Here is a 7555-nt window from a genome sequence, read left to right on the forward strand (position 1 = left end):
CGACGTCGTGATCGGCAGCCGCCGCGAAAACGCCGTCGCGCGGGCGGCGGACGAGATCGCGGGCGCGACGCGCCGCACGGTCGTGCCGGTAGCGGCGGACGTCGCCACGCCGGCCGGCGTCGACGCGCTGCTGGAGACGGCGTGGTCGCGGTTCGGCCGGCTCGACATCCTCGTGGCCAACGCCGGCGGCCCCCCGGCCGGCTCCGGGCTCGCGCTCACCGACGCGCAGTGGGAACAGGCCTTCAACCAGAATCTGATGAGCGCGGTGCGTCTGATCCGGGGCGGGGTGCCGCTGATGCGCGCGAACAACTGGGGCCGCATCCTGACCGTCATCACGTCGGGGGTCAAGGTCCCGATTCCACAGCTCATCCTGAGCAACGTCTTCCGGTCCGGCGTCGTCGCGTTTACGAAAACGCTCTCGTTCGAGCTCGCGCCGCACAACATCCTCGTCAACAACCTCGCGCCCGGCCGCATCGACACCGACCGCGTGCGGTGGCTCGACGGTGTCCGTGCGAAGGAAACGGGCAAACCGGTGGACGCGATCGTGAAGGAGAGCGTGGCCGGGATCCCGCTCGGACGCTACGGCGAGCCGCGGGAGTTCGCGGCGCTGGCCGTGTTCCTCGCCTCGGAGGCCGCGAGCTATATCACGGGGCAGACGATCTGCATCGACGGCGGACAGACCCGCTCGATGATGTAACGCGGCCCCGCGATGCGTTCCCAAACCCGCGCCGCGCTGGTCGTGGCGGCGTCGTCGTCGTTTCTCAACCCATACATGGTCAGCGCGCTCACCGTGGCGCTGCCGGCCGTGGGACGCGAGTTTCACGCCGATGCCGCGACGCTGAGCTGGCTCACGACGGCGTACCTGCTGGCGAGCGTCATCTGCCTCGTGCCGCTCGGACGCGTCGCCGACCTGTACGGCCGCCGCCGCGTGTTCACGCTCGGGGTCGTGCTGTTCGTCCTTTCGTCGGTGCTCTGCGCGCTCGCGCAGTCGACCGCCGTGCTGCTGCTCTGCCGGGTCTTCCAAGGGGCGTCGTCGGCGATGATCTTCAGCAACGGCGTCGCGATGCTCACCGCAGTTGCCCCGCCGGCGCTGCGCGGCCGGCTGCTCGGGGTCACGGTAGCGTGCGTGTACATCGGCCTGTCGCTCGGCCCGGTCATCGGCGGGCTGCTGACGCAGGGGTTCGGGTGGCGCTCGGTGTTCTTGGGGACGGTGCCGATCGGCCTCGTGACGTTCTGGCTGGCGGCCTGGTATCTGCCGCGGGAGGCCGATGCGCCGAGGCGGGGGGAAGGGCTCGACGGTCCGGGTGTCCTCTTGTACGCGGCGATGTTCACGGGGTTCGCGATCGGGCTCTCGACCGTGCCCGCGCCGGCGTCGGGATGGCTGATCGCGGCGGGGCTCGGCGCCGGTGCGCTGTTCGTGTACCGGTCGTGGCACGTGCGGTCGCCGGTCCTGGACGTCCGGCTGTTCCAGACCAACCGCGTCTTCGCGCTCTCCGGGGTCGCCGCGCTGCTCAACTACGCCGCGGGGGCGCCAAGCGCGTTCCTCGTGAGCCTCTATCTGCAGTACGTGAAGGGGATGTCGCCGGCGCACGCGGGGGCGATCTTGATCGCGCAGCCCGTGATGCAGGCGATCGTGTCGCCGGCCGCCGGATGGCTGTCGGAGCGGATCGAGCCGCGGATCGTCGCGTCGATCGGCATGGCGATGACCGCGGGCGGCCTCGCCGCGCTCGCGGCGAAGCCGCCGGGCCCGGCGTCGTACGTCGTCGGCGCGCTCGTCGTGATGGGGGCCGGGTTCGGCCTGTTCTCGTCGCCCAATACCAACGCCATCATGAGCAGCGTACCGGCGGGCGCCTACGGCGTCGCGGCCGGGGTCACCAGCACGATGCGCATCGGCGGGCAGCTGCTGAGCTTCGCGGCGCTTACGGTGATCTTCAACGCGTTTCTCGGCGCGGCGCCGGTCACCGCGGCCAACCTGGACCACTTCCGCGCCGCGGCCCGCCTGGGATTCGCCGTCTTCGCCGCGGCGTGCGGAACCGGCGTGCTGGCTTCGCTCGCCCGCGGCAACCTGCACGCCGGCCGCCCGGCCGGCGGACCCGCCGCCGGCCACGACGAAATTGAAGTCGGGCAGTCCGCGGTGCCGAGACCCGCGGCGTTCCGGAGGGAGCCGACCGATGCCTGAGCCGTTTTCCGTCGTCGCCTTCACCGGCAGCCTGCGCGCCGCGTCGTACAATCGCGCGCTTGCCCGGGCCGTCCGCGATCTGGCCCCGCGCTCGCTCGCCGTCAGGATCGAAGAGATCGACGCGATCCCGCTTTACAACCTCGACGTGGAGCGGGCCGCGTTCCCGGACGCGGTGACACGCCTCAAGCAGGCGATCGGGGCCGCGGACGGGACGCTCATCGTGACGCCGGAGCACAACTTTTCGATGTCGGGCGTGCTCAAGAACGTCATCGATTGGATCAGCCGGCCGCCCGGCGACGCCGCGTTGAGAGGCAAACCGGTCGGCATTCTCGGCGCCACCACCGGGCTCGTCGGCACGGCGCGGGCGCAGATGCATCTGCGCACGGTCCTCACCAACCTCAATGCAATCGTCATGCCCCAGCCGGCCGTGCTGATTCCCCGGGCGAACGAGAAATTCGACGCGGCGGGCCGGCTCACCGACGAGGAGACGGCCAGGCACATCCGCACATTCCTGGGCGCGTTCACGGACTGGATCGCGCTGATCAGCCGGAAAGAGCGTCCGGACGGTTAGCGGGCGCCGCTCCCCATGAGGGCGCCCAACCGGCGCGCAAGCGGACGGTTGACGGCGTCGAGCACGGCCTTGCAGACCGCGCGCGGCAGGTTCCGCTCGGTGGCTCCGCCGACGTAGCGCTCCGCCTCGCCGCCGTTTTTGCGCGCCCCCGATACCACCGCGACGACGAGCGCATACGACGGTGCCAGGGAGTCCAGCACGTCCTCGAGCGTGTAGGCGTGCGGCTCACCGAGGATGCCGTGGAGCGCCGCGAGCGTGGCCTCCGCGACGAGGAACCGCGGCGCCGGCTCCGAGGTCAGGATCGACCCGGACGAGGTGCCGACGACCTCGCGGGCGCCAAGACGCAGGCGCACCTGCGCCGACGCCCGCCCGCCCTCGGACTCGAAATGGACGTCCAGCAGCCGTACCCGCGCTTCCGCGGGGAGCGCGCGCTCCGGGTACCAGGCCGCCCGCCGCGCCGCGGCGGCCGGCGACATCTTCGCCGCCGTGGAGGCGCGGCTGGCGAGCGCCAGCAGATCGTCCACCGTCGAAGGGGGATGGCCAGGCTCGCGGTTCTCGTGGCGGCGGCCGCCCGCGAACCCGACGCTGACGGTGACGCGGCGGTCCGACCCGGCCACCGGGACCTGCACCACGTCTTGGATGCGGGCCGCCAGGGCGCGCGCGTCGTCGTCCGCGCGGGTCGTCGCGATCGCAAACTCGTCGCCGCCGTACCGGCACAGCAGGTCGGTCATGGGATCGGTGCAGCGCCGCAGCAGGTCGCCGACCGAGCGAAGGACACCGTCGCCGACCACGTGCCCGAGCGACTTGTTGACCTCGCCGAAGCTGTCGAGATCGATGAACAGCACAGTGACTTCCTGTCCGCGCGCCAGCGCGCCGGCCGCCCACGTCCGCAGCGCGGTCGCCCACGGCAGTCCGGTCAGCGGATCGGTCTGCTGGTTGATCGCGCGCAGCACCGCGGACAGCGTGAGGTAGCCGACCGCGCGATCGCCCTGCATGACGGGCAGCACTTCCAGCTCCTGCGACATCAGCAGCGCGTGGGCCTGCAGCAGCGGCAGGTCCGGGCTCGGGGGCGTGACCCCGGACCTCATCAGATCCGTCACGGGACGGAAGGGCCGTTCTTCGAGCAGATCGAGCGAGGTGAGCACGCCCACCAGCCTGCCGGCGTCGAGCACGGGAACGACGGGAAGGTGGTGAACCCGCAGCGCGGCGGACGCTTTCGCCGCGGTATCGCACGCCGACACGAAGACCGCCGTCGGCGTCATCACGTCCCCCACGCGGTCGAGCGCGCCCTCCATTTGCCTGTGCTTTCGCTCCACCGCCTCGCGTTCCTCCGGACAACGGGCGCGTATGGCGGGGCCCGGCGGCAGGGTGCCGTTGCGAAGCGGTCGAAAGCGTCTGAAATAGGTTCCATGCGTGTCGCGATCCCCCGTCAGAGGCGGTGATCCCAGGTGGCGGTTTCCCGGTACGTCGGCGCACGGGTCAAGCGCATCGAAGACCCCAAGCTCATTCGCGGCGAGGGCGAGTACGTCGACGACCTGAGATTCCCCGGTTTGTTGCACGCGGCCTTTGTGCGCAGCCCGCACGCCCACGCGCGCATCGTTCGAATCGACCTGGCCGGGGCCGCGGCGCTGCCGGGGGTGCGGGCCGCCATGTCCGCGTCCGACCTCCCGGAGATCCAAAAGCCCCTGCCGGCCCTCACGGTCGACGAGATGCGCGTCGTCGCGCACCGGCCGCTTGCCGACGGGGAAGTCCACTACGCCGGCCAGCCGGTCGCCGTGGTCGTGGCCGACGACCCGTACGTCGCGCGCGACGGCGCGGAGCGCGCCGTCGTGGAGTACGCGCCGCTGCCGGCCGTCATCGACCTGGACCGGGCCGCCGCCGGCGCTCCGTATGTCCACGAATCGCTCGGCACGAACGTCGCGTACCGGCAGGTCCTCGACGAGGGGGATGTCGACGCCGCGTTCCGGCAGGCTCCCGTCGTGGTCCGGCAGCGCATGCTCAACCAGCGCCTCGCGCCCGTCCCGCTCGAGCCCCGGGGAACCGTGGCGATGTACGACGGCAGCACGGGGCAGGGCATCCTGACGGTCTGGAACTCCACCCAGGAAGCGCACGCGATCCGCGACGGCATCGGCCAGGCACTCGGGCTCGAGACCCGGCGCATCCGCGTCATCACGCCGGACGTCGGCGGCGGCTTCGGCGCGAAGCTCAACACATACCCGGAAGACGTCGTCGTCGCGCAGCTCGCGAGGCGGCTCGGCCACGCCGTGAAGTGGATCGAGACGCGCCGGGAAAACATGCTCACGACGACCCACGGCCGCGCGCAGGCGGCGGACCTCGAGGTCGCGGCGGAGCGCGACGGGCGCCTTCGGGGTCTCCGCATGCGGCTGCTCGCCGATCTCGGCGGCGAGCTCATCTACCTCACGGCGATCATCCCGACGCTCACCCCGCTCATGATTCAGGGACCCTACAAGATCCCGGCGATTCACAGCGAGCTCCTCGCGCTCTACACGAACACCTGTCCGACCGGCGCCTACCGCGGCGCCGGGCGGCCGGAGGCGACGTACTACCTGGAGCGCGTGATGGATCTCGTGGCGCGCGAGACGGGCGTCGATCCGGCGGAGGTTCGGCGCCGCAACTTCATTCCGCCCGAGGAGTTTCCATATAAGACGCTCACCGGCGCCACGTACGACTCCGGCGAGTACGCCAAGCCGCTCGACGAGGCGCTGCGCCTCTCGGACTATCACGGCCTCCGGCAGCGGCAGGCCGGCGCGCGGCAAGAGGGGCGCCTCGTCGGCATCGGGGTAAGCAGCTACGTCGAAATCTGCGGCTTCGGCCCCTGGGAGCTCGGGACGGTCCGGATGAATCCCGACGCCACGGTCACCGTCATCACCGGCACTTCTCCCCACGGGCAGGGCGGCGCGACGGGCTTGGCGCAGATCGTCGCCGACGCCCTCAGCGTCTCGCCGGAGCAGGTAACGGTCGTCCACGGCGACACGCTCATGGTCCAGTACGGCGGCGGCACCAGCGGCAGCCGCAGCATGTCGCTCGGCGGCTCCGCGGTGTATCTCGCGTCGATGGAGGTCCGCGAGCAGGTCCTCGGGATCGCCGCGGACATGCTGGAAGCGGCAAAGTCGGACCTCGTGCTCGAGGACGGCGGGGTCACGGTGCGCGGCGCCCCCGGCCGCGGGGTCGCGCTGGCCGAGATCGCCAAAGCGGCGTACGGCGGCAAGCATCTGCCGGAGGGGCAGAGCCCCGGGCTCGAGGCGACCAGCCGGTTCAAGTCGCAGGGCACCACGTTTCCGTTCGGCAGCCACGTGTGCGTCGCGGAGGTCGATCCCGACACCGGCGGCGTGCGGCTCGAGCGCTACGTATGCGTCGACGACTGCGGCCGCGTCATCAACCCGCTGCTCGTCGACGGGCAGATCCACGGCGGGGTCGCGCAGGGGGCGGCGCAGGCGCTCTTGGAATACGCGGCCTACGACGAGAACGGCCAGCTGCTTACCCCCACGCTGTCGGAGTACGCGATCCCGAAAGCACGCCACATCCCGCGCGTCGAGCGCGGCAGGTCCGTTACGCCGACCCCGCGCAACCCGCTCGGCGCGAAGGGCATCGGCGAAGCGGCGACGATCGGCTCGACGCCGTGCGTGGTCAACGCGGTGGTCGACGCGCTCGCGCATCTGGGCGTCCGCCATCTCGACATGCCGCTGTCGCCCGAACGCGTGCGGGCCGCGATCGCGACGGCACGCGACACCGGCCGGAGGCAAGCATGAATCCCGGACACGTGCTGACTCTCCACGACCTCGTGGTCGATCACGTCTACACACTTTTGGAGAAAGAGGGCTGGCAGTGGCAGCCGCCGCTGAGCACGGCGCTCGACGGGCTGACCGCGGCGCAGGCGGCGTGGAAGCCCTCGCCGGAGCGGCATTCCATCTGGCAGATCGTCCGCCATTTGATTCTCTGGAAGGGCGGCGTGCTCGACGCCTGGAACGGGAATCCGCCCGACGGACAGCAGCTGCTCGCACGGGACTGGCGGGAGGCGGGCGGGGCCGAGAGCGACTGGGAGCGCGACCGGCAGCGACTGCTCGCGATCTCCCTGGAACTGTTGAGCCTGGTGCACGGCCTCGACGACGCCGGCCTATCGAAGCCGATCGATTGGTATCAAGGCCGGCACCGGCAGGCGCTGGCGGTGCGCGTCGTCCGGACGACGACCCACGACGCCTACCACACCGGGCAGATTCAATACCTGCGGGCCCTCCAGAGCGTCAAGCGCTAGCGACAGGCCTAGACTAGGAGCCGGCCGCCCGGCCACGAGTCACCCCCCCACCGTCGAGTTCTGCTTCGGCCGCGGCAGGAGTCCAACCGCGCGGGGCGAACATCCGTTCGTAGCGCTGGTCGAGCCATTCCAGGAGTCGAAGCATGACATTGGAGCAGATCATCGAAGCGCTGCGCACCCGTCCGCGGTTCGCGCCACAGTTCACGGCGTGGCATACGATCCCTGAACGGGCCGCGCACTACGAGCCGTTTCCCTCGGACCTGGATGCACGGCTCGTCCAGGCGCTCGGCCGCACAGGGATCACCCAGTTGTATTCACACCAGGCCGAGGCCTACGGCATTGTCCGCGGCGGGTCCGATGCCGTCGTCGTGACGCCGACCGCGTCCGGGAAGACCCTCTGCTACAACCTTCCGGTCTTGGACACGGTGCTGCGCGACCCTCAGGCCCGCGCGCTCTACCTGTTTCCGACCAAAGCCCTCGGCGCCGACCAGGTCGACGAGCTTCAGACGTTGATCGGGTTGCTCGGCGCGGA

The 7555-nt window shown here is 71.0% G+C and carries 7 protein-coding genes; 6 read left to right on the top strand and 1 reads right to left on the bottom strand.

From position 1 onward, the window contains the following. The 3 genes from VKT83_18350 to VKT83_18360 all read left to right on the top strand — a co-directional run. Window positions 1–697, top strand: a 697-nt coding sequence (locus VKT83_18350; GenBank protein ID HLY24432.1) for an SDR family oxidoreductase, incomplete at its 5' end; no start/stop codon positions are given. A gap of 12 nt (window positions 698–709) precedes the next feature. Continuing rightward, window positions 710–2179 (top strand): MFS transporter, encoded by a 1470-nt coding sequence (locus tag VKT83_18355; GenBank protein HLY24433.1) that lies wholly within the window; start codon window positions 710–712, stop codon window positions 2177–2179. Next, window positions 2172–2750, top strand: a complete 579-nt coding sequence (locus VKT83_18360) for an NAD(P)H-dependent oxidoreductase (GenBank protein HLY24434.1) — start codon at window positions 2172–2174, stop codon at window positions 2748–2750. The genes VKT83_18355 and VKT83_18360 overlap by 8 nt, the downstream gene beginning before the upstream one ends. Here the strand turns inward: VKT83_18360 and VKT83_18365 are convergent. Then, window positions 2747–4066 carry a GGDEF domain-containing protein gene (locus VKT83_18365; GenBank protein HLY24435.1) on the bottom strand — a complete coding sequence of 440 codons (1320 nt, stop codon included), beginning with the start codon at window positions 4064–4066 and terminating at the stop codon, window positions 2747–2749. The genes VKT83_18360 and VKT83_18365 overlap by 4 nt on opposite strands. 132 nt (window positions 4067–4198) lie before the next feature. Between VKT83_18365 and VKT83_18370 the strand changes: the two genes are divergently transcribed. The 3 genes from VKT83_18370 to VKT83_18380 all read left to right on the top strand — a co-directional run. Beyond that, window positions 4199–6520 carry a xanthine dehydrogenase family protein molybdopterin-binding subunit gene (locus VKT83_18370; protein HLY24436.1) on the top strand — a complete coding sequence of 774 codons (2322 nt, stop codon included), beginning with the start codon at window positions 4199–4201 and terminating at the stop codon, window positions 6518–6520. Continuing rightward, window positions 6517–7023, top strand: a complete 507-nt coding sequence (locus tag VKT83_18375) for a DinB family protein (protein HLY24437.1) — start codon at window positions 6517–6519, stop codon at window positions 7021–7023. Before VKT83_18370 ends, VKT83_18375 begins: the two co-directional genes overlap by 4 nt. A 143-nt stretch (window positions 7024–7166) precedes the next feature. After that, on the top strand, window positions 7167–7555 hold a 389-nt coding region (locus VKT83_18380; GenBank protein HLY24438.1), incomplete at its 3' end, for a DEAD/DEAH box helicase.

It is taken from the genome of bacterium, assembly GCA_035308905.1.
Taxonomy (GTDB): Bacteria; Sysuimicrobiota; Sysuimicrobiia; order Sysuimicrobiales; family Segetimicrobiaceae; genus DASSJF01.

Excerpts from the sequence above, each read along its gene's own strand:
- VKT83_18355 (HLY24433.1), top strand. The coding sequence starts at position 710 with ATGCGTTCCCAAACCCGCGCCGCGCTGGTCGTGGCGGCGTCGTCGTCG.
- VKT83_18360 (HLY24434.1), top strand. The coding sequence starts at position 2,172 with ATGCCTGAGCCGTTTTCCGTCGTCGCCTTCACCGGCAGCCTGCGCGCC.
- VKT83_18375 (HLY24437.1), top strand. The coding sequence starts at position 6,517 with ATGAATCCCGGACACGTGCTGACTCTCCACGACCTCGTGGTCGATCAC.